The 21,497-nt window shown below is 71.7% G+C and carries 13 protein-coding genes; 5 read left to right on the top strand and 8 right to left on the bottom strand.

What is annotated here, in order from left to right; genetic code table 11:
- Positions 1 to 115 precede the first annotated feature (115 nt).
- From WMF34_RS26325 to WMF34_RS26315, 3 genes are all read right to left on the bottom strand, one after another.
- Positions 116 to 493: a hypothetical protein gene (locus tag WMF34_RS26325; protein ID WP_437989489.1), complete on the bottom strand. Its 378-nt coding sequence runs from the start codon at positions 491 to 493 to the stop codon at positions 116 to 118.
- Between the two features lie 415 nt (positions 494 to 908).
- Complete coding sequence (locus tag WMF34_RS26320) at positions 909 to 5,939, bottom strand: HAMP domain-containing protein (RefSeq protein ID WP_437989488.1); 5,031 nt, start codon at positions 5,937 to 5,939, stop codon at positions 909 to 911.
- Between the two features lie 559 nt (positions 5,940 to 6,498).
- Positions 6,499 to 7,095: a hypothetical protein gene (locus tag WMF34_RS26315; protein WP_437989487.1), complete on the bottom strand. Its 597-nt coding sequence runs from the start codon at positions 7,093 to 7,095 to the stop codon at positions 6,499 to 6,501.
- A gap of 427 nt (positions 7,096 to 7,522) precedes the next feature.
- Here WMF34_RS26315 and WMF34_RS26310 point away from each other — a divergent pair, with 427 nt between their 5' ends.
- A complete protein-coding gene (locus tag WMF34_RS26310) occupies positions 7,523 to 8,704 on the top strand; it encodes a mechanosensitive ion channel family protein (protein ID WP_437989486.1) in 1,182 nt (393 codons plus the stop codon).
- 421 nt (positions 8,705 to 9,125) lie between these two features.
- Positions 9,126 to 10,250, top strand: a complete 1,125-nt coding sequence (locus WMF34_RS26305; protein ID WP_437989485.1) for a CBS domain-containing protein — start codon at positions 9,126 to 9,128, stop codon at positions 10,248 to 10,250.
- Positions 10,251 to 10,461: 211 nt separating this feature from the next.
- On the opposite strand, the gene WMF34_RS26300 is transcribed toward WMF34_RS26305, so the two are convergent.
- From WMF34_RS26300 to WMF34_RS26285, 4 genes are all read right to left on the bottom strand, one after another.
- Positions 10,462 to 11,010 (bottom strand): hypothetical protein, encoded by a 549-nt coding sequence (locus WMF34_RS26300; RefSeq protein ID WP_012237734.1) that lies wholly within the window; start codon positions 11,008 to 11,010, stop codon positions 10,462 to 10,464.
- A 10-nt stretch (positions 11,011 to 11,020) separates the two neighbouring features.
- Entirely contained in the window at positions 11,021 to 11,527 is a 507-nt protein-coding gene (locus WMF34_RS26295) for a YtxH domain-containing protein (RefSeq protein ID WP_012237733.1), read from the bottom strand.
- Positions 11,528 to 11,879: 352 nt separating this feature from the next.
- A complete protein-coding gene (locus tag WMF34_RS26290) occupies positions 11,880 to 12,452 on the bottom strand; it encodes an OmpA family protein (RefSeq protein WP_012237732.1) in 573 nt (190 codons plus the stop codon).
- A 129-nt stretch (positions 12,453 to 12,581) separates the two neighbouring features.
- A complete protein-coding gene (locus tag WMF34_RS26285; RefSeq protein ID WP_437989484.1) occupies positions 12,582 to 15,125 on the bottom strand; it encodes a PAS domain S-box protein in 2,544 nt (847 codons plus the stop codon).
- Positions 15,126 to 15,405: 280 nt separating this feature from the next.
- Here WMF34_RS26285 and WMF34_RS26280 point away from each other — a divergent pair, with 280 nt between their 5' ends.
- On the top strand, positions 15,406 to 15,909 hold the full coding sequence (locus tag WMF34_RS26280; RefSeq protein ID WP_437989483.1) for a hypothetical protein: 504 nt from the start codon (positions 15,406 to 15,408) through the stop codon (positions 15,907 to 15,909).
- A gap of 8 nt (positions 15,910 to 15,917) precedes the next feature.
- Here WMF34_RS26280 and mug read toward each other — a convergent pair whose 3' ends face one another.
- The gene (gene mug / locus WMF34_RS26275; protein WP_437994668.1) at positions 15,918 to 16,430 is read right to left on the bottom strand and encodes a G/U mismatch-specific DNA glycosylase; all 513 of its coding nucleotides are present in this window, start codon (positions 16,428 to 16,430) and stop codon (positions 15,918 to 15,920) included.
- A gap of 262 nt (positions 16,431 to 16,692) precedes the next feature.
- Between mug and WMF34_RS26270 the strand changes: the two genes are divergently transcribed.
- Together WMF34_RS26270 and WMF34_RS26265 are read left to right on the top strand one after the other, a co-directional pair.
- Positions 16,693 to 19,878: a hypothetical protein gene (locus tag WMF34_RS26270; RefSeq protein WP_437989482.1), complete on the top strand. Its 3,186-nt coding sequence runs from the start codon at positions 16,693 to 16,695 to the stop codon at positions 19,876 to 19,878.
- A 162-nt stretch (positions 19,879 to 20,040) separates the two neighbouring features.
- A complete protein-coding gene (locus WMF34_RS26265; RefSeq protein WP_437989481.1) occupies positions 20,041 to 21,483 on the top strand; it encodes a sigma 54-interacting transcriptional regulator in 1,443 nt (480 codons plus the stop codon).
- The last annotated feature ends 14 nt before the right edge of the window (positions 21,484 to 21,497 follow it).

Raw genomic sequence — 21,497 nt, 5'->3', positions numbered from 1 at the left:
TCGCGTGTGCCAGGCGATCCGCTCGGGGAGCTCCTGAAACCCTGCACGGGCGCGTCAGCGGCAGCGCGCCTCAGCGAGGCAAGTTGCCACGTGCCTTCCGCCTTCCCGCGACCGCTCAGATGAAGCTGTCGTAAGGACGCCGCTGCGAGCTCTCGCTCCGGACGTCCTCGGCGCCGGCATACTCGAGGATCAATTCCAGGATCTCAGCGTCTCGGTCGGAGAAAGCATTTACGCCCACGAGGATCGCGCCTTGTCGTAGGCCACTGTCGTAGATGCTCGCCCGGTGCTCGGGAATGCCGGCGCTGACGAGCGCGTCGACGAGCCCGCCGGCCGCGCCGCCCGCGCCAGCTCCGGCGAGCGCGGCCTCGATGGGCCCCGCCGCCACGAGCCCCAGGCCAGGGAACGCCACGCCCGCGCCGAGCACGACGAGCGCGGTCGAGGCCGCCCCCGCCGCTCCGCCGACGTCCGCCGCCGCGCCCGCGGTTCCGTCCACGGCGCGATGGTCGCGCCCCGCATCGCTCATGACAAGGCTGATGGCGTCACGCGTGTATCCGCAGCTCATCACGCGCTCAACCGACCTCTCGGCGTCCGACCACGTCCTGACAAGACCGGTCACCAGCTTTGGCCTCACCTACAGCTCCTTTCCCGATGAACGTCCTCGCGCGCGCGTCCTGCCTGTATTCTGGAAACCCACATCGCCACAGCAGGCGACAGCAGGCGGCATGCCAAATGAAAATGCGGAAAATGCTCGGCGCTCCGCGCAGCCGATCGCCCGTGAGCCGCGCAAGAGCTTGCGCAGGTGCGCCACACTGAGGCGTCGTTGCAGCGCAGACGAAACCGCCGGGCGTGCTCGGGGGCGATCGCGGGGCGTGGTGTGGAGAGCGGCTGTGACGGGAGATGAAGCGAGCTCAGCGATGCAGCCAGATGCGGAGCTGCGCCAGCAGCTGCTCCGTGTCGACCGGCTTCGAGGTGTAGTCGGTCGCGCCCGCCTCCAGGCACTTCTCCCGGTCGCCTTTCATCGCCCTCGCCGTGACGGCGATGATCGGTAGCGTCTGGAATGCCGGCTGTTTGCGGATTGCGCGGATCGTGTCGTATCCGTCCATCTCCGGCATCATGATGTCCATGAGCACGACGTCGATCCCGCTCGTGCTCCCCAGGAGCTCGATGGCGGCCTTCCCCGTGTCGGCGGTGAGGGTGGTCATCCCGTAGCTCTCGAGGACGGTCTTCAGCGCATAGATGTTGCGGAAATCGTCGTCGACGATCAGCGCACACTTGCCGGCGAGCGCGGCGGTCGACTCGTGGAGCTGCTCCACGATGAGCCGCGTCGGCTCGGGCAGATCCGAGAGCCGGCGGTGCAGCGCGAGCGTAATCTCGTCGAGCAGGCGCTCTCTCGACTGGACATGCTTCACTGGCAGCTTCTGCGCCAGCCGGGAGAGCTGCGCCTCGTCGTCCCCGGCGACGCCGGCCGGCGCGTGCACGATGGCCGTGAGATCCGCGAAGCGCCCCGCGCGATCGAGGCGCTCGATGAGCTCGAGGCCGGGCATGTCCGGCAGGCGCAGGTCGATCACGATCGCGTCGAACGCCTCGCGATCGAGCGCGTCGAGCGCCTCCTGGGCCGTCGCCGCGCTGGCGACAGTGACCGCCTCGTCCCCGAGCAGCTCGGTCACCGGGGCGAAGGAGGCCTCGTCCGGCGCGACGACGAGCAGCCGGCGCCGCGGCGAGCCGATCAGCCCGGCGAGCCGCGCGAACGCCTCGTCGAGCGCCGTCCTGCTGCTGAGCGGCTTGTTGAGCAGGCCCACCGCGCCCATCCGCCGCGCGCGGCTCCGCTCCTCCTCCGTCTCTGTCGTGATCACCTGGACCGGGATGTGCCGCGCCGAGAGATCGCGCTTCAGGCAGTCGAGCACGCGCCACCCGTCGACGTCGGGCATGTTGATGTCCAGCGTGATCGCCGCGGGCTGGATCTCTCGCACCAGCGAGAGCGCGGTCGCGCTGCGGAGCGCGACGACCGCCTTGAAGCCGTGCTCCCGCGCGACATCCACGAGGAAGCGGGCGAACACGGTGTCGTTCTCCACGATCAGGATCGCGCGGTCGCCGGGGCGGACGCTCTCGCTGTCGTCGATGATCTGGACGTCCGCGCTCGCGGACGTGCGATCCGACGGCCGGCTGCTGTGGACGGCATCCTCGATGGACGGCGGCGCGTCGAGGACGTGAGTCGGCTGCCGCCGCGCCGCCCGCACGGGCCGGAAGGTGCGCGGCAGGTAGAGCGTGAACGTGCTGCCGCGGCCCGGCGCGCTGATCAGCGTGAGATCGCCGCCGAGCATCCCCGCGATCTCCCGGCTGATCGCGAGCCCGAGCCCGGTGCCGCCGTACTTGCGGCTCGTGCTCCCGTCCGCCTGCTGGAACGCCTCGAAGACGATCTGCTGCTTGTCCGGCGCGATCCCGATCCCTGTGTCATGGACGGAGAAGGCGATCACCACATCGGCCCGGCTGAGCACTTCGTTCTCACGGCTCCAGCCGCCGCGAGCCACTGTCACCTCCAGGACCACCTTGCCGCGCTCGGTGAACTTGAAGGCGTTGGAGAGCAGGTTCTTGATCACCTGCTGGAGCCGCTTCGCGTCGGTGAACATCGACGTCGGCAGCGTCGACGAGAAGGAGAGCTCGAAATCGAGCTTCTTCGCCTCGGCGACGTGCCGGAACGTGCGGCGCACGTAGTCCGAGAGGTCCGTGAAGCTGATCTCTCCGACGTCGACGACGACGGTGCCCGACTCGATCTTCGTGAGATCGAGGATGTCGTTGATGAGCCCCAGGAGATCGGTGCCTGACGCGTGGATCGTCTTCGCGTACTCGACCTGCCTCGCGGTGAGGTTCTGGTCGTTGTTCCTGGAGAGCTGGTCCGACAGGATGAGGAGGCTGTTCAGCGGGGTCCTGAGCTCATGGGACATGTTGGCCATGAACTCCGACTTGTACTTGGACGTGAGGGCGAGCTGGCGCGCCTTCTCCTCCAGGGCCTGGCGGGCCTGCTCGACCTCGTGGTTCTTCCGCTCGACCTCCACGTTCTGCTCCGCCAGGAGGCGCGCCTTCTCGCCGAGCGCGGCGTTCGTCTCCTGGAGCTCCTCCTGCTGGCTCTGGAGCTCGCGCGCCAGCGACTGGGACTGCTTGAGCAGGTCCTCGGTGCGCATGTTGGCCTCGATCGTGTTGAGCACGATGCCGATCGACTCGGTGAGCTGGTCGAGGAACGCCTGGTGGGTCGGGCTGAAGCGCTCGAGCGACGCGAGCTCGATGACGGCCTTCACCTGCCCCTCGAAGAGCACGGGCATCACGATGATGTTGACCGGGGGCGCGTCGCCGAGGCCGCTCGTGATCGTGATGTAATCGGGGGGCGCGTTGACGAGGAGGATCTTCTCCTTCTCGAGCGCGCACTGCCCGACGAGCCCCTCGCCCAGCTTGAACTGGTTGTCGACGTGCTTGCGCTCCTTGAACGCGTAGCTCGCGAGCAGCTTCAGGACGGGCTCCTCGCGGGAGGCATCCATGATGTAAAAGACGCCCTGCTGCGCCGTGACGACGGTGGCGAGCTCGGACAGGATCCTCCGGCCGACGGTGAGCAGATCCTTCTGCCCCTGGAGCATGCGCGAGAACTTGGCGAGGTTGCTCTTGAGCCAGTCCGTCTCGCTGTTCTTCAGCGTCGTGTCCTTGAGGTTCCGGATCATCTCATTGATGTTGTCCTTCAGCGCGGCGACCTCGCCCTGCGCCTCGACCTTGATGGACCGGGTGAGATCGCCCTTGGTCACGGCGGTGGCGACCTCGGCGATGGCGCGCACCTGCGTGGTGAGGTTCGCCGCGAGCTGGTTCACGTTGTCGGTGAGGTCCTTCCACGTGCCGGCCGCGCCGGGCACGCTCGCCTGCCCGCCGAGCTTGCCCTCGACGCCGACCTCGCGCGCCACCGTCGTCACCTGATCCGCGAACGTCGCGAGCGTCTCGATCATGCCGTTGATCGTGTCCGCGAGCGCGGCGATCTCCCCCTTGGCGTCGACGACCAGCTTGCGCTTGAGATCGCCGTTGGCGACCGCGGTCACGACCTTGGCGATGCCGCGCACCTGGTTCGTCAGGTTGCCGGCCATCGAGTTCACGTTGTCGGTGAGGTCCTTCCAGGTGCCCGCGACGCCGCGGACGTCGGCCTGCCCGCCGAGCTTTCCCTCGGTGCCGACCTCGCGGGCGACGCGGGTGACCTCGGAGGCGAAGGAGCGGAGCTGATCGACCATCGTGTTGATGGTGTTCTTGAGCTCCAGGATCTCGCCCTTCACGTCGACCGTGATCTTCTCGGAGAGATCGCCGTTGGCGACGGCGGTGGTGACGGCGGCGATGTTGCGCACCTGGGAGGTGAGGTTGCCGGCCATCGAGTTGACGGAGTCGGTGAGGTCCTTCCAGGTGCCCGCGACGCCGCGGACGTCGGCTTGCCCGCCGAGCTTTCCCTCGGTGCCGACCTCGCGGGCGACGCGGGTGACCTCGGAGGCGAAGGAGTTGAGCTGATCGACCATCGTGTTGATGGTGTTCTTGAGCTCCAGGATCTCGCCCTTGACGTCGACGGTGATCTTCTTCGAGAGATCGCCCTTGGCCACGGCGGTGGTGACGGTCGCGATGTTGCGCACCTGGGCCGTGAGGTTCGACGCCATCGAGTTGACGGAGTCGGTGAGGTCCTTCCAGGTGCCCGCGACGCCGCGGACGTCGGCCTGCCCGCCGAGCTTTCCCTCGGTGCCGACCTCGCGGGCGACGCGGGTGACCTCGGAGGCGAAGGAGTTGAGCTGGTCCACCATCGTGTTGATGGTGTTCTTGAGCTCCAGGATCTCGCCCTTGACGTCGACCGTGATCTTCTTCGAGAGATCGCCGTTGGCGACGGCGGTGGTGACGGCGGCGATGTTGCGCACCTGGGAGGTGAGGTTGCCGGCCATCGAGTTGACGGAGTCGGTGAGGTCCTTCCAGGTGCCCGCGACGCCGCGGACGTCGGCCTGCCCGCCGAGCTTTCCCTCGGTGCCGACCTCGCGGGCGACGCGGGTGACCTCGGAGGCGAAGGAGCGGAGCTGATCGACCATCGTGTTGATGGTGTCCTTGAGCTCGAGGATCTCGCCCTTCACGTCGACGGTGATCTTCTTCGAGAGATCGCCCGTGGCGACGGCGGTTGTGACGGCGGCGATGTTGCGCACCTGGGAGGTGAGGTTGCCCGCCATCGAGTTGACGGAGTCGGTGAGGTCCTTCCAGCTGCCGGCGACGCCGCGGACGTCGGCCTGCCCGCCGAGCTTGCCCTCGGTGCCGACCTCGCGCGCCACGCGGATGACCTCGGAGGCGAAGGAGCCGAGCTGCTCGACCATCGTGTTGACGGTCTTGGCGGTCCGGAGGAACTCGCCGTCGAGCGGCCTGCCGTCCACCTCGAGGGCCATCGTCTGCGAGAGATCGCCCTTGGCCACGGCGCCGATGACGCGCGCCGTCTCGGCGGTGGGGTGGACGAGATCGCCGATCAGCGCGTTGATGCACGCGATCTCGTCGGCCCATGCGCCGCTCACCTCGCCGATGAAGGCGCGCTGGGAGAGCTTGCCCTCCTTGCCCACCGCGCGGCTCAGGCGGGCGAGCTCCTTCGCGAGCTTCTCGTTGCGCTCGACGACATCGTTGAACGTATCGGCGATCTTCCCGTCGAGCCCGAGCCAGTGGACGGGCAGCCGCACCGAGAAATCGCCCTTCTTCAGGCCCGTCAGCGACATCAGCAGCGTCCGACGGTCGAGCTCGTCGCTCTCGAGCGGCGCGGCGGCGCGGGAGCGCTCGGCCGGGCGGGCCTTCCTCGCGCGCGCGGCGCCGTCCTGCAGCCCATTCCCGGACGCGGCCTTCTTGCTCTTGCCATTGCCGGCTCTCGCCTTGCGGGCCGCCTTGTCGAGGTCGCTTCGCTGCTCCATGCCGCTGTTCTCCAGGTCCCGCCTGCAGGCAGGACCGATCGGTCAATAAGAAGGGAAATGAGCGCGCGCCCCGGGCGCGGAGGGGCTCAGGGGCGCTGGAGGCTGTCGGACCCGGTGCCCCGGCGTGATCCCAGGGCGCCGCGCGAGAGGACGGCAGGAGGACAGGCCCCCTCGCCTGGACGGCGGACTCATCGGTCGAGGCTGCGCTGGGGCTCCCCGCAGCCGAGGAGCGGGGCCCTCGCTGAAAGGCCGAGAGGCGGCCGTCGGGGGCCCCTCGGGTTCAGGCTTCATGGCACGTCGGCCATGCGCTTCTGCTCCCACCGCGCAGCAGCATGGGCTCGTATTACTAGCAGGCGCTCAGCCGGGCAAGCTTCGCGCCACGCGCGGCACGCAGCGCGCGCGTGCGGCGCGCAAGGCGCGCGCGCGTGCGGCGCGCGGTCGGCGCGCAAGGCGCGCGTGCCAGCGGCGCGCGGTCGGCAGAGCGCGCGCGTGAGGCCGCGGCGGCACACCGGCGGAAGCGGCCTCCTGCGCCGGCGGGACGGCCCTCCGAGCCGGCGCCTCAGGCCACGTCGGACTTGGGCGTGCGGCGCCTCGTCGGGAGATCGTTCGGCTTGTTGCGCGGCGTGATGATGCTGTAACGCCCTGCCTCTCCCACCCTCTCATGGACGCCCGACTCCATGGCATCTCTCGCGGTCCTGAGCGGCGGCAGCCATCGCGACACGTTCGCGAGGCACGAGGTGCGCTCGGGAAAGGGAGAGTGGCGGGGGGGCGGCCTCTCCGTCGCTCCGCGGAGCGGCCGCTCCGGCGCCGCGTCGTGCGCCCGCTCTTCGGCGGCTTCATACGGCCGCTCCGGTGGCCCGTCATACGGCCGTTCCGGTGTCCCGTCATACGGCCGCTCCGCGGCGGCGTCGCACGGACGCTCCGGGGTCGCGTTGTGCGTCCGCTCCGAGGGGGACCCGTGCTGCGGTGCGAACGGGGCGGCGCTCTGCGCAGGGAGCGTGCCGGAGGACGCGCGCCGCTTCGCGGTCGTCGCGGCGATCCGGTGCCGGAGATCCTCGACGTGCTTCGCGAGCCGCTCGGTCTCCTGCGTGAGCCGCGTGAAATCCTCCTCGGTGAGCCGAGTGAGATCATCGACCTGGCTTCTGCGCTCTGACATAAACGATCCCTTTGCCGCGTTTCTTCAGCCGATCTCGACGCGCCGTCGGCTCCGCCGCTCATCGCCTGTCATCGCCGGTGCACACCGCATGCCGCGCCGCTCGGGTCGGTCGCACGCACCCGGCGGGGGTCGAGCGACGCTGGCGCGGATCGCCGCCATGGGGCGCGCCTGCCTCCATCCGTCCTCGCGCGCTCCTGTCGGCGAGCGGCGGAGAACTGGCTGGGCACGCGGGGGAGGGGTCCGCGGCACGCCCTGTGCCGTGGGGACGCCGCACACACGATGGATGAGCCCGGCGCGCCTCGCCCGGTCACGGCCCTCTCCGCCGCTCTCCAGAGCGCGGCGGGGCGCGGCGGGGAGGCCCGTGTCCCCGGGGCTCCAGGCCACGGAGGCGCGCGCGGCGCTGGTGCGCTGGTGAAGGAGTGGACGCATGCAGAACTCGAACTTTGAATCGCTCGGCGCCCGGCTGGGGATCCCGGGGGATGGAGTGTGGCCGTGGGTGATCGTCGCGGCGAGCGTTCCGGTCGGCTTCGGGCTCGCTCGGATCGCCGCGGGCGCCTTCCGGCGCGCCGGTTCGGTCGTCGCGCGACGGACCGCGACGCCGTGGGACGAAAAGACACTCGACGCGGCAATCGGCCCCGTGACCCTTTGTCTCGGGGTCGTCCTGACAGCGGGCCTCGCCAAGCTCACCCGGCTCGGCCAGGGCCTCGTGACGGATCTGCGGTCGCTCCTCTCGGCGCTGTTCATCGGCGGGGTGGCGTGGCTCCTTCTGCGCATCGTGGGGATCCTCACGGAGGTGCTGGACGCGCGCGCCCTGCGTCACCTCGAGGAGGGGAGCGAGTCGTCCCGCGGGCTCCGCACCCAGGCGCGCGTGCTCGAGCGGGTCGCGCGGGTGCTCATCGTGATCGTGGCGAGCGCGCTCGTGCTCCTGAACTTCGAGGCGGTGAGGAACGTCGGCGTCTCGTTGCTGGCGTCGGCCGGCATCGCGGGCGTCGTGCTCGGCCTCGCGGCGCAGAAGCCGGTCGGCGCGATCCTGTCGGGCCTCCACATCCTGTTCACCCGCCCCATCGACCTCGGCGACAAGGTCGTGGTGGACGGCGAGTTCGGGACGATCGAGGAGATCCGGCTGACCCACGTGGTCGTGAAGATCTGGGACGAGCGGCGGCTCATCGTCCCGACGGCGAGGCTCCTGGACCAGTCGTTTCAGAACTGGACGAAGCACGGGGCGGCGAAGCTGGGCACCGTCGAGATCTACGTGGATTACCGGACCCCCGTGGACGCCGTGCGGCGGCATTTCGAGTCGATCCTCCCGAGCAGCGAGCTCTGGGACGAGCGCGTGAAGGCCGTTCAGGTCACGAATGTGACAGAGCGCACGATCCAGGTGCGTCTCCTCGTCTCGGCGCGCGATCCTGGGCAGCTGTTCGATCTTCGGTGCTGGCTTCGCGAGGAGATGGTCCGCTGGGTCCAGGAGCTCGAGGGCGGCGCGTACCTGCCGCAGGAGCGTTTGACCCGGAGCGCCTCTCTCTCGGAAGCGGCAGAGGGGCGTGGTCCGGCCTCGGGCCGCGCGCGCCGGGCTGGAGCGGGCGACAGGCTGCCCGATGTGGCGCCGTGACGGTGTGCGCCCACCATGTAGCGGAACGCCACACCGCGGCATTCAGGCGACGTGTGATGAGCCCGGCATCCGCTGTGTCCCTCGGGGGTGTCGCAGGCCGCTCCGGGCCCTGCCGCAGGGGCTCTGTGGCGCGATGACGACGCGATGACGACCACCAGCGCCGCGGAATAGCCCTTCAGGCCAGTCGCGCCCTCCCTGAACGCCAGAATGGCTCCGCGCGCCGCTCCCTCGCAGGTGAGGCGCAGGAAATCGGCACGTGATTTGCAGTAAAATCAGAAAGATCTGGGACAAGTGCCCGTCCGCCGAGCCGTCGATCGCGCGACGAGGTGTTCGCCACGCCCCGGGGGAGGGGGCAGTGGCACGTCGGAACTGCGCCTCCCGCCATGTGCAGGTGCCTGCGGGAACCCAGGAGCAAGACACCATGAAGTCGGTCATCAGGATCACGCGGCTCGGCGGTGTGGATGTGTTTGTACATGCGGCGTTCGGCCTGCTGCTCCCGATCGGGGCGCTCCAGTGGGGAGCGCGGCACGGCTGGAGCGGCGCGCTCTTCGGCTGCGCGCTGGGCGCGGCGCTGCTCGGGTGCGTGGGGTTCCAGGCGCTCGTGCAGGGGATCGTGGCCAGGCAGCTCGGGCAGAGGCTGCGGGAGATCCAGCTCTCGCCGCTCGGCCCGATCGTCAGCCGGTCGCGTCCTGCTGTGGGACGGGCGCAGGGCGCCGCGCTCGGACTCGCGGCGAACGTGGCGCTCGCGGCGCTCTTCGCGCTGGCCGTCGAGGCCCAGCGCGGGGTGGGCGAGCTCGGGTGGATCTCGGTCCTTCGGGCCGCCGAGGCGCCCTCGCGCGAGGCCGCGATCGTGTGGATTGCCAGCGCGAACCTGGCGATCGCCCTGCTCGGCCTGCTTCCGGCGTTGCCGCTCGAGGGGGGGCGCGCGCTGCGCGAGGCGTTCTCGCCGCTCACCGGCGCCTGGCTCGCGACGTCGATGACGGCGGCGTTCGGGCAAGCGGCGGCGGCGGTGCTGTTCTTCATGGGCCTGTTCGGTGGTCAGCTCGTCGTGGCCGCGCTGTCGGCGCTCCTCTTCGTGGAGGCGCGGCGGGAGTGGCGCGCGGCGCAGGCGGTGATGGCGCCGGTGGCGCCGCCCGAAGAGCCTGCGAGCGAGGGCAGAGCGGTCCAGCTGTGGCCTGGCGAGCTCGTGGGCGACGCCGCGCGGCGGATCCTCGCGAGCCAGGAGCCGGACTTCCCGGTCGTCTACGAGGACCGCGTGATCGGGGTCGTGACGCGCACGGACGTCATGCGCGCGCTGGCCGCCGGCCAGGAGGGGTCGTTCATCGCATGGATCATGCGCTGCGATGTGCCCCGGGTGGAGGCGGACGTGTCGCTCGACGAGGTGGGGCGGCAGATGATCGAGAAGAACACGCCGGTGGTCGCCGTCTTCGACGGAGAGAGTTACCTCGGGCTCGTCAAGCACTCGGACATCGCGGGCGCGCTCACGCGCGGGCGCGGGGGTCGGCTCGGGAGGATTCACCTGGCTCCTCAGGTCGGCTCGGCATAACCGTTAACCAAGCCTCGCGCCGAGTCCCCCCACCTCCGAACGTCCACGTAAACGTAAACGTAAACGTTCACGTTGGTGACCGATGGGATGCCCGGCCCCCTCCGGGATCGTGGGGTAAGGGGCGAGCGTGATTCCGGACCCAACGACGCTCGAGCGAAGCGCCCCGCCACCCCGGAGAGGGGGGCGGGGCGCTTGTCGGGAACCGCGAAGCTCAGTCGCCTCGAACGAAATTGAGCTTGAAGGAGACCACGAGCACGAGCGCGTCCTGACTGATGCGGCGCTTGCCCCAGGCGACCCCGATGTGCAGCCCCTCGATCGGATCGAGGTTCGAGGGCAGCCCCACGGTGTGCGTGAGCGTCTTCGTGAAGTTCCACTCAGGCCGCTTGTTCGCGAGCGCCGCGTTGACCGCCTTCATGACGGTGTGATCGAGGATCGAGGGGATGCCCCGGATGTCCGCCTCCTCGAGCTCGACGTTGAACGCCAGGACGCTCCCCTTGTTCCTCTCGATGATCTCGGGGCAAATCAGCACCTTGAGCTCATCGAGCCGGATGGTGGGGTTGACGCCCGCGATGGACCACTGGAGCTCCGCCGGGCAGGTGACCCGCAAGCCCAGGTCGTCGGCCAGGGCAATCTCGGTCGCCTTGCCCAGGTACAGCCAGCGATCGGTCGTCTCGTCGTCGTCCAGGTGGATCTTCACCGGGAGGAACTCGCCCAGGATCTGCGCGAGATCCTCCCGCGTGATGATGGCTTCGAGCCACACGGCCAGCGCCTCAGCTCAGGTGATGGCCGCTCTCGCCGCCGTGGGACAGCCCAGCTCCCTCGATGCCGTAATGCGAGTTCGCGGAGCTCGCGTCGGACGGCGCGACCGCGCCCTTCACCGCGTCGACCGCGCTGCCGACCTTGTCCTGGACCTTGCGCTCGGCCTGCTCGACCCCGCGGGTCGCCTGGCGCTTCAGGCCGTCGAGGCGGGTCAGGAGCTCGCGGCGCAGCGCCTCGCCCGACGTCGGCGAGAGCAGCAGGGCCACGCCCGCGCCCACCGCGAGGCCGGCGCCGAAGAGGCCGAGCGCCGTGAGCGGGCTCCGCTTGCGCGAGAGCCCGACCCAGCCGAGCACGTCGTCGAAGCCGAGCGCCCCGACCGTGGCAGCGACGCCGGCGACCGCCTTCGCGACGTCGAACGCCGTCGTCTTGGCCGCCGTCGCGGCGACGCCCGCGCCGGTAGCCGCCGACTCAACCACACCCTTCGCAGTCCCCACCGCGCTGTTCATTCGGTTCGTCATGGCTCTTGTCTCCTCGTGACGGACACGACATCCGCCGGTTCGTGTCAGGAAACCATTGCAGGGCCCGGACCAACCGAGAGCTTGCGCCCACAGCGCTTGTCCCCGGGGCCGCGGAGCGCCGCCGTGGCGCTCGCGTGACGAAACGCCACAGCTGTCGTGACGCGCCTCGGGCGCAACACGCGCCGTGAGACGAGCGCCGGTGAACCAAGGGCCGCGGCGCGCGGCGCCGTCGCCAACGGAAGAGGTGGGATTGGAGGAGGAGAGCCGCCCTGCCGAGAGGGAGAGAGAGCCAGCTGTAGCGCCGCTCCGGCAGGGCTCCGAGCCGCGCCCGCCGAGCGGGCGAGCGCGCGCGTCACCGGGGGGCATGGGCGACGCCGATCAGCGCGACGTCGACCCTGCGATCATAACCATAGGAGTACATCGGTTGAGCTCCGACCGCCTCGGAGGCGCCCGTCGCGCGCGTCGTGATGCGATCCGCAGGGATGCCCTCCTTCACGAGGATCTCCTTCACCCGCGCGGCGCGGCGGAGCGAGAGATCCTGGTTGTACGCCGCGGTGCCGCGCGGATCGGCGCGGCCGACGAGCTCTATCCTCGCGCCCTCCAGGCTCGATGAGCGCAGGCAGTCGACGAGCGCCCGGAGCTCCACGTGCTCCTGCGGGAGCGGCTCGGAGGAGTCGAAGGCGAAGCTCGTCTTGGGAAGGCGGCAGACATCGGCGATGTCGGCCCCGAGGGTGAGGCCGATGAACCGATCTTCGCCTTCCCTGAGATCGGGCCATTCGACCTTGTAGACTCCATCCGGGCCCGGGTTCGGCAACCTCGGCTCGGGCCGAGCCTGCTGCGGGGGTGGCGCCGCGGCGCACGCGGTGAACAGCGAGAGCGCAAGCGCGCCCAGGCAGAGCCTGGGCAGGTTGGACATCGACAGCATGTGAATCCTCCTTTCGAGGTCGGCCGCGATAAGCCGCCTTGTGTTCGGAGGAGGTCGTTCAAGCTCCGTGCCTGTCCGGCGATCGAGGCGTGTCGCCGCGCGCCACGCCCCGCGCTCGAGGCGGGCTCATCAGGGGGATGACGGCTCTCTGGCCTCGATCTTGGGCCAGGTGAACCGGAAGGTGGCGCCGGCGCCGACGGCGGACTCGACCCACGCGCGCCCGCCCTTGCTCTGGACGATCTTCTGCACGACCGACAGGCCGATGCCGGTGCCCTCGACCTTGTCGCGCGCCTTCAGCGTCTGAAAGATGCCCCAGATGCGGTCGTGGTACTCGGGCGCGATGCCCGCCCCGTTGTCGGAGACCGAGAACTCCCAGAACGGCCCGGCGTCGCGCGCGCTGATCCGGACCTCCGGATCGGCGCCCCCGGCGTGCTTCAGCGCGTTGCCGATCAGGTTCAGGAACGTTTGCTGGAGCGGAGCGCGCTCCGTGACGAGGACGGGCATGTCGGGGGCGATCTCCACGAGCGTCTCCGGCGGGGGCGCGAGCAGCTCGATGACCTCCCGGAGGAGCTTGCCGACGTCGATCGCCTCGGGCTTCTCGCGGGCGCGGCCCGCCCGCGAGTAGCTCAGGATCCCGTCGATGAGGTTCTCGAGCCGGTGGACGCGCCCGCGCAGCAGATCGAGCTGCTTGCGGCTCTCCGCCGTCATCTTGTCGTTCAGGTCCTCCTCGATCCACTGCGAGAGGTTGGCGATGCCCCTGAGCGGCGCCTTGAGGTCGTGGCTCGTGACGTACGCGAACTGATCGAGCTCCTTGTTGCTGCGCTCCAGCGCCTGGACGAGCCGTTGCCGCTCCTCCTCGGCGCGCTTCTGATCGTCGATGTCCGTGTACGTGCCGAACCAGCGGACGATGCGGCCCGACCCGTCGCGCGCGGCGACCGCCCGGCCGATGAACCAGCGGTACACGCCGTCCGCGCGCCGGAGCCGGCACTGGCTCTCGTACGGCTCGCCCGTGCGGAGCGCCTCCCGGAAGGCCTCGATCGCCCGCTCGTGCTCGTCGGGGTGGATGATCCGGCTCCAGCCCTCGCCGCCGGTGTCCTCCGCGGTGAGCCCCGTGTAGTCGTACCAGCGCCGGTTGAAGTACTCGTGGTGGCCGTCCGGGCGGTTCGTCCATACGAGCTGCGGCATCGTCTCGGCGAGCAGCCGGAACTGCGCCTCGCTGTGCTTCAGCTCCTCCGCGAGCGTCTCGACCTCCTTGCGCACGGTGACCTCGCGCTCGAAGAGGAGGGCGTTGTCGACGCTGAGGGCGGCGCGCCGGGCGAGCTCCTCGGCGAACTGCACGTCGACCTTCGTGTAGTGCCGGCCCGACTCGGCGTGCGCGAGCGTGATCGCGCCGAGGACGCGGCCGCGCGCCGCCAGCGGCACGACCAGGTACGACCGGAGGCCGAGCTCGCGCGCCATCCGGAGGTGCTCCTCGTCCCGCGCGTTCTGGACGAGCAGGGAGTCCGGGATATCGGACGCCCACTCGACCTCGCCCGTCCGGAGCACCTTCGGCACACCGCGGCTCGCCGCGGGATCGACAGGATAACTCTGCTCGATCTGGCGGACGAGCTCCGCCTTCCGAGGGTCGGTGTGCTGGACGGCGACGCGCTGGATCGCGCCGTCCTGGCCCTGGATGTCCACGGCGCACCAGTCGGCGAGCAGCGGGACGACGAGCCGGGCGAGCTGCCCGAGCGTCTCGCGGAAGTCGAGCGAGGACGAGAGGATCTCGCCCGCGCCGGCGAGGAGGCTGACGTTGGCCTCGGCGCGCTTGCGCTCGCTGATGTCGAGCACGTAGGTGAGGTTGCGCCGCTGCGTCTCGATGCGGGCGGACCCGACGAGGACCGCGACGCGCTTGCCGTCCTTGCGGATGTACTCCTTCTCGAACTGCCTCGTGACGCCGTGGAGGCTCAGCTCGTTGATCGCGTCGTGGTGGACGTGCTCGTACTCCGGCGGAGAGAGCTCTTGCCAGCTGAGCAGCCCCGCCTTGAGGTCCTCGCGGGTGTAGCCGATCATCGAGAGGAAGCAGTCGTTCGCCTCGATGACGCGCCCTTCATAGTCGCTGAAGAGCAGGCCCATCATGCTGGTGTCCATGATGCGCCGGAACACCTCGTCGCTCGCCTGGCGCTCCAGCTGGCGGAGCGCGGCCTCCTGCCGCTTGATCTGCTCGGCCCTCCGGTGCAGCTCGACGAAGACCGCCACCTTGGCGCGGAGGATGTCGGGATTGAACGGCTTGACGACATAGTCGACCGCGCCCTCGCGGTAGCCGCGATACCGTCGGTCCTCGTCCTCCGGCAGCCCCGAGATGAAGATAATCGGCGTGTGCCTCGCCCGATCGAGCCCCCTCACGCGGGCGGCCGTCTCGAAGCCGTCGATTCCGCGCATCTTCACGTCCATGAGGATCAGCGCGAACTCCTCGCGGTTGAGGTGCTCCAGCGCCTCCTCGCCGGATTGCGCGGTGACGAGCCGCTGGCGCAGCGGATCGAGCACGGCCTCGAGGGCGAGGAGGTTCGCGCGGTGATCGTCGACGAGCAGGATGCTCGCTACCGGCTCGGACGGAGCGGACGGGAGGGGAGCGCCCGGCTGGACCGAGGACTTCACCTGAAGCGGGCTCAGCCCTGGCTTTCGGTCGGGCATGACGAAGACGGTTAACGGCGCCCGGACCTTCTGGCAAGCGAAAGCGGCGCTCGCGCGGCGGGGGCCATTCTCCTGTTCGAAGCGGGCATCTCCGGCTCGCCGCGGCACCTCCAGCGCGCAGCGACGAGGCCGCGCGGGATCGGGCTCTGCGCGCCACGCTGTGGCGAACCGTCACGCGCGCCGAACGGAGCGGACCGTCGTGGATGCGGCGCCGCGACGCCGCGGCCGGCAGCGCATGGCTGGCATGGGGCCTGCTGGACGTGCCGCAGACGGAGCACGTATGCGATTCGGACTCAAGCTGGCTTCATTCGTGGGAGCGCTCGCGGGCGCGCTGCTGCCGTCGCCGGCGGCGGCCGATGGAGCGGGGCTCTTCGCGCTCCCGCCGAGCCGGCTCGACGCGGCGGACGGCGCGGGGATGCCGACCTCCGAGCCGCCTGCCATGTCCGGAGCGACACTCGTCGATTGGATGGCGCGCGCGATGATGGCCGTGCTGTCGCCGCCTCCATCGGAGCTCCGCGTGGCGCCCCTCGTGGGCCGAGGTGGCGGCGGAGGGCTCCGCCTCGTCTTGCCCGTGTGCGAGGACGGCTGTTCGCGTTACGCGTCCCGCGCCGTCTTCCTCGTCGCGCAGAGCGCGCCCGACTCGCCGTTTGCGTGGCTCGCCGCGGTGACCAACCGCGGCGGGCGATCGCCCGAGGGGCCGCCCGGCCTCGCGGCCGTCCGGGAAGAGGCGCGCCGCGCGCGCGCGAAGGTGCCTCAGGAAGAGGCGAGCGCGCTGCCCGAGTAGGCGCCCGCTCACCGCGTGGCCCGGGTCGACGTGACCGCCTCGCGGAGGGCGCGGAACATCGCAGCGAGCCTGTCCGGCTGGTAGCTGGCGTTGAGCCCGCTGGGGTTCGGCAGCACCCAGAGCCGCGTTGCGCCGAGCGTCTCTGTCTGGGGGCCCGGCACGGCGCGGGGCCTGCCGAACGCGCCTCGATAGGCGCCAATCCCGAGCACGGCGAGGAAGCGAGGGCGGTAGCGTCGCACCGTGGTCTCGAGCCGCCGCCCGCCCGCGGCGAGCTCCTCGGCGGACAGCTCGTCCGCCGATGCGGTCGCGCGCTCGACCACGTTGGTGATCCCATACCCCAGCTCCAGCAGCTCGCGCTCCTCGGACGGGGAGAGCACGCGATCGGTGAATCCGCCGGCGTGCAGCGCCGGCCAGAACCGGTTGCCGGGGCGGGCGAAGTTGTGCCCGACGGCGGCGGTGTAGAGACCCGGGTTGATGCCGCAGAAGAGGACGTCGAGGTCCGGGGCGATGACGTCCGGCACCGTCTTGCCGGCGGCGGCGAGGAGCTCGTCGCGGGTGGGTCGTCGGGGGCGGGGAGGGGAGTGCACAGGCTTTCCGGGCGGGCGCAGGGCGCCGCGGCTGCAGCTTACGACGCCGCTGCGCGATGGCGCGCGGGCGCCGAGGGCGAGGAGCGCAGGAACCGGGGACGACGGGCGCGGTCGCCGGGGGTGAGGGTGTGGGGGCGAGGACGTGGATCGACGCTGGACGGGGGCGCGGCAACGGATACCGTCGTGCTTTCCCCGGATGCTGGTGCGCTCGCTCGGTCTGATCTCGGCTCTCCTCGCGGCCGCCTGCGCGCGCGCGCCCGAGCCGAGCCCGGCGAGCGGCGCGGGAGCTGCTCGGGCCGCGCGTGCGCCGGGCGCGACCGGCTCCGCCAGCGCTGCCCCGGCAGGGGCGCGCTATTTCCAGGCGCTCTCCGAGGGCGTGTTCCGGGCAACACACGACGGACCGGCCGCGGCCGTCGCGGCGCGCGTCGTCACGGAGGGCGCGCGGCTCGAGCTCGGCGGAGGCGGGCGCGTCGCCGCGGCGGCGTGGGAGGCCGATCTGTGGGCGTCCGGCGAGCCGGTCGTCGGATCGCTCGCGATCGCGCCCCACCTCGGCGGGGGCTTCCTGCACTGGACCCGGCGCAGGGCGTTCCGCTCGCGCGGCTTCACGGGGCCGCTCGCGGAGGTGGCGCTCGGCGGCGGCGGCGCGGTGCGGGGCGCCCGCAACGGCCTGCGAGGCGTCGTTGTCTTCATGGAGCAGGGGCCGCGGGAGCTCCTGCCGGGCGAGGATCGGGGCCGGGCGCTCGACATGCCGGCCATCCACGATCTGGCCGCGCTGGACGCCGCGCGCGCGGCGCGCCTCGACGTCTTCGGCCGCGCCGCGACGACGGCGGACGGCGGCAGGACGTGGATCGACGCCGGCCAGCGGCTCGGGCTCGCCGTGCGCGCGCTGAGCGTCGCTCCGGACGCGCTCTCGCTCGACACGGCGCTCGGGCGCGTGGCCGTCCTCCCGGACGGCTCGCTCGGCCGGCCCGACGGCGACCTCCGCTCGAGCTGGCCGAGCGGGTCGTTCCAGCTGCTCTTCGCGGGCGCCCAGGCCGCCTCGCGCGACGCCCCCGTCCTCGACGATCTCGCGCCGCTCGCGGCGGCCGTCTCCGCGGGCGCGCTCTTGCCCGACGGGACCGCGCTCGGCGTGTTCGAGGGCGGCGTCGCGCGGATCGACGTGAGCACGGGCGCGGTGCGCGAGCGGTTCTCCGGCTGGCTCCCGGACGGGCTGGGCTGCGCGCCGGTGCCCGCGGAGGACGGGCCGCTCTTCCTCTGCGTGTGGGACGATTACGACGGCTTCGGCAGCTACGTCCTGCGCTCCGAGCGCGGCGAGGCGCCGCGGATGGAGCGCTCCTTCAGCGACGAAGGGTTCTTCGTGGCCGACGACGGCGGCGCGCTCGGCTACGTCGGCGGCTGCGCGGCGTCGCCGCGGGTCGCCAGCGACGAGGAGCGAGATCGCCGCTACGGCGAGGTCGTGATCCACCCGAGGATCTGCGTGCGGCGCGGCCCGGGCGACTGGGTCGAGCACGCGGTCGAGCTCGGCGAGTCGCAGGCGCTGGTCGGCTGGGCGCCGCGCCGGGACGGGAGCGCGATCGCGCTGCTGAGGGGCGAGCGCGACGCGCGGCTGCCAGCGCCCGCCGGGGCGCCGCGGGGCCGCGACGAGGGGGGCGCGCGGGTCGTGCAGCTCCGCGGGCACCTCCCCGGCTGGTACTGGACGCCGCCCCTGCGCGACGGGACACGGGCGCTCGTCGACAGGCGCTTCCGCGCGCGCGAGGACGGCGGGGTCGACGGGTGGCTGTCGTCGGTCGAGTGGCCCGATCCCGTCGGGCAGGCGAGCCTGGGCGTCACGATCGCGGAGGACGGGACGGTCTCGCCGCACGCCCTGCCGCCGGATCCGGCGGGGATGGTGGTGACCGGCGACCACGGCGTGCTCGTCACGGCCGGCGCGGAGCTCTACGAGACGCTCGATCACGGCCGGACGTGGCGCGCCGCCGGGCGCTCACCGATGCCCCCGCCGTCGTTCCAGGGCGGGTGCTCCGCGCTCGGCTGTGCGTTGAGCGGCGTGGTGCGGCTCGGCTGGGGCGCGGGCGAGCCGTCGCCGGCCATTGCCGCCGCGCCGGGTCCCGGCTGCGGGGCGGCGGAGGCCAGCCGCGCGGGCGCCGCCGGGGCGGACACGGCGGCTTGCGTGGGCGGCGTCGGCCGGATCGACGAGCCGCCGCAGGCGCTGCCGTCGCTCTCCTGTGCGCCGATCGAGCTGCAGGCGCTGCGCCCGCGCGCCGCGCCCGAGGCTGGCTCGGAGCGATGGACCGTGCCGACGTCGTATGCCGAGACGCTCGAGGTCGTCGCCGACGCGCCGGCGCCTGGGCGCGCCGCGCGGCCGGCCGAGGAGGCGCCGCCCGCCGAGGAGGCCGCGCCGGAGGAGGCGCCGCCCAACGGAGCGGCGTCGGGCAAGGGCGGCGCGGCGCCGGGAAAGGGAGGCCCGAAGGCCGCGGCGCTCCGGACGCACAGCGTGCTCTACCTCCCGCCGTTCGATCTGCGCGGCGAGGCGCTGCGGCTGAACGCGACCGAGCTCGCGCTGCGCGGCGGGCACGGCGGGAAGCGCGGCGCGTCGATCCCGCTGCTCGCCGCGAGCGGCGAGGTCGGGCTGCTCGTCCTCGCCGAGGGGGGCGAGCTGCTGCTCGGCCCGCAGGGCGCGCGGGCGCTCCCGGCGTTCGAGCCGCGCCGAAGTTACGCGGACACCGCGCCGGGGCGGGCCCCGGGTCTCTTGCTCGGTCCTGGCCGCGCGCTCGTGCTCGGCGAGCTCCGGCGCCGCGTGGCCGTCGAGGAGCACACGCCGGAGCCCCGGCGGCCTGCGCGCCTCGTGGCGCTCGATCGCGAGGAGCTCCGGGGCCGGCCGATGACCCTCGCGTGGCGGGACGATGGGGAGGCCGGCGTGCTGGTGCTCGACGGCTCGGCCCTCGAGATCGCGGGCGCGGCGGTGCTGGACCGCATGGGGGGGACCGCGGGCGAGGTGGTCGCGCTCGCGCCCTGGGCGACGCTGACCGCCGCCAGCGACGCGCGCTGCCGCGCCCAGAAAGGCGCGTGGCGCGCGCTCGTCGCGCTCGATCCGGAGCGCGCGCTGCGCCTCGATCGGAGGGCGCTGCCCGCGATCGCGCTCGGGAACCAGGGCCTCGCGCAGGTGCGCTGGGGGCGCGAGCGCGTCTGCCTCGAAGCGCTGCACGTCGCGGCCTCCGACTCGAGGCGGCGCGGTGAGCGCGCGGAGGACGCGGCGCTGATCGCGCGGTGGACGGCCGCGCGGGGGCAGGGGGGCGGCGCCGGCGCAGGACAAGGCGCGCTGCGAGCGCAGGCGACGACGCAGCGCCTCGTGTGCTCCGTGGGCGCGCGCCCCGAGGACGGCTGAGGCGCGGCGCGGATGTGGGTCAGCCGCTCCGAAGATCCCTCCGCGAGCACGATCGGCTCGGACGAATGATGCGCCCGGCGGACGGATAGGTTGGTACCATCACCATTCCCAATGCACGGCGACGGGACAGAACGGTCGAAGGACATCGATAGTACAGCGTCAATGCAATTTCGTGCTCCGTTCTCTCGGCAGAACAGCGCCGGGGCGGGGCTCGTGTTGCTCTACGCCGACAACTACGAGCAGTTCCGTCCTGCGTACCCCGTGCTCGAGCGAGGCTCGGTCCTCGGCCGCGATCCGACCGCGGATGTGTCCGTGCCGACGCGGAGCGCTTCGCGCCATCATGCCCGGATCGAGCGGCGGGGCGGCGTCTGGCGGCTGACCGACCTCGGCGGCCGCAACGGCACGCTCTGCAACGGCGCGTTCGTCACGGAGGCGCCCATCGCGCACCTCGACCAGGTCCGGGTCGGCGACGCCATCTTCAAGTTCGTCGAGCGCGACGTCGAGAGCTACGCCCGCTACCGCATCGACGGGGCCTACGTCGAGGCGCCGGGCTCGCAGGAGGGGCCGCCGAGCTTCTCGATGGGGCGGATCGTGGGCGGCTACCAGACCCGGACCCTCGCCCGCAGCCTGTACGAGATCGCGCGCAGCGAGCTCTCGGTGCTGGTTCGCGGTGAGAGCGGGACGGGAAAGGAGATCTTCGCCCAGCAGCTCCACGACTGGAGCGGCCGGCGCGGCCCGTTCCTGGCCGTCAACTGCGCCGCCATCCCCGCCGCCCTCGTCGAGGGGGAGCTCTTCGGGCACCGGCGCGGCGCGTTCTCGGGCGCCGACCGCGACAGGGCGGGCATCCTCCGCGCGGCCCACGAGGGCACGCTCTTCCTCGACGAGATCGGGGACATGCCGGCGGAAGCCCAGGCGAAGCTCCTCCGGGTGATCCAGTCGAAGGAGTTCACGCCGCTCGGCGGGACGCAGGCCGAGCGGATCGACGTGCGGATCGTCGCCGCCACGCACCGCGATCTCGACAAGCTCCAGCAGACGGGCGCCTTCCGCGCCGATCTGTTCGGTCGCCTGAACGAGCACAGCGTGACCCTGCCCCCCCTCCGCGAGCGCAAGGAAGACATGTTCTTGCTCTGCACAGCGCTCGCGGCGCGCCACGGCCGGTCCGAGATCCGGCCCAGCATGGTCTCCATGACGGCCCTGCTCCACCACGATTTCCCCTACAATGTGCGGGAGCTCGAGGCGCTCCTGAAGCGCTGGGCCGCCGCGGATCGCGGCGCCGAGTTCGGCATCCAGGATCTCAGCGACAGCATCCGCGATCGGATGAAGACGTACGGGGCCCGGGGCGCTGCCCTCGCGAGCCCGCTCGCGGAGGACTCCCGCGCCACGGTCTACCCGCAGTACGACGAGGAGCCCGCGGAGGACGGAGCGTCCCCGCCGGGCGGGCCGCTGCCGCCGAGGACCTCCCCGGAGGAGAGCGTGCTTCGGGATCTCCTGGCGAGGCACCAGGGGAACGTCGCCGCCGTGGCGCGCGTGCTGGGGAGGGATCGCGTGCAGGTGCACCGCTGGATGAGGCGGTACAACCTCAAGGCCGACACGTTTCGCGGGTAGCATCGCGCTCGGCG

Origin of the sequence: Sorangium sp. So ce145, assembly GCF_051525985.1 — a bacterium.
GTDB classification, from domain to species: domain Bacteria; phylum Myxococcota_A; class Polyangia; order Polyangiales; family Polyangiaceae; genus Sorangium; species Sorangium cellulosum_B.
Note: the sequence above shows the minus strand (reverse complement) of the source record. Positions and strands in the feature narration are given on the sequence as shown.